At 36.2% G+C, this 544-nt stretch carries 1 protein-coding gene; it reads left to right on the top strand.

Features of this window, described 5'->3' with window-relative positions:
* Positions 1-128: 128 nt before the first annotated feature.
* On the top strand, positions 129-544 hold a 416-nt coding region (locus AC1TO9_RS24540; RefSeq protein WP_482060741.1), incomplete at its 3' end, for a helix-turn-helix domain-containing protein.

The raw sequence follows: 544 nt of genomic DNA, 5'->3' as shown, positions 1-544 counted from the left end.
ACCTCAATGAATGTGAAGGGCGAAGCTCAATGAGTAGGTGGGAGATGAATTTCGGTTGGCGATAGCCAAATACTTCCTTCGTATGATATAATAGAACAAACGTTCTCGATATGATGGAGGTATGACTGATGTTAGTACATAAAGCATACAAATTTCGTATCTATCCAAACAGAAAACAAGCAGTACTCATACATAAGACCATCGGTTGTTCAAGGTTCGTCTTCAACTTTTTCCTTGCCAAACAGAAAGAAAAAGATGCCTATTGGTACATCGTTGAAGAAATGAAACAGAATGGTCAACTACCATCCAACAACTGGAAGGGTACCTTCTTCAATAAATATGAGTCTGTCAAAGCTGTCCGTGAATTAAAAAAACACTATTCTTTTCTTAAAGAAGTAGATAGTATTTCCCTTCAAAAATCGGTCGAGAACTTAGCAGATTCATTCCAACGCTATTACAAAAAGCAAAACAAACAACCACGTTTCAAATCAAAAAAGAATCCTGTTCAATCTTATACAACCAAGTATACGAATGGAAATATAGC

This window comes from Paenibacillus sp. Y916 (genome assembly GCF_056786435.1).
This window is presented reverse-complemented; position numbering and strand designations above follow the sequence as displayed.